Here is a 466-nt window from a genome sequence, read left to right as displayed (position 1 = left end):
GTTTCCGAGCCTGAATCCCACCCCCGGGACCGACACCGTGACCGCCGACGCCGCCCTGCGCGCGCACGTCGACGCCCAGCGCCGCTACTACGAGTGGGCCGTCGAGACGGGCCCCCGCTCACCGCTGATCGAACGCGGCCTCGACTGGCTCGATGCCCACTGGCCCACCGTCACCGGGCCGGCGGTGCTGTGCTGGGGCGACTCGCGGATCGGGAACACATCATCTACCGCGACTTCGAGCCGGTGGCCGTCCTCGACTGGGAGAGGGCGACCCTCGGCCCGCGCGAGCTGGACCTGGGATGGATGATCTTCATCCACCGCTTCTTCGAGGACCTCGCCGGCATGGCCGGGCTGCCCGGCCTGCCCGATTTCCTGCGCCGCGACGACGCCGTGGAGACGTACCGGGACCTCACCGGATACTCGGCCACCGACCTCGACTTCCACACCCTCTACGCCGCGCTGCGGC

At 71.2% G+C, this 466-nt stretch carries 1 protein-coding gene; it reads left to right on the top strand.

Annotated features, from left to right (window positions below; all coding sequences use genetic code 11):
- Window positions 1-189: 189 nt before the first annotated feature.
- Window positions 190-466, top strand: a 277-nt coding sequence (locus AC07RN_RS21145) for a hypothetical protein (protein ID WP_478337243.1), incomplete at its 3' end; no start/stop codon positions are given.

The organism is Lelliottia sp. GFLA7 (assembly GCF_056490165.1).
Note: the sequence above shows the minus strand (reverse complement) of the source record. Positions and strands in the feature narration are given on the sequence as shown.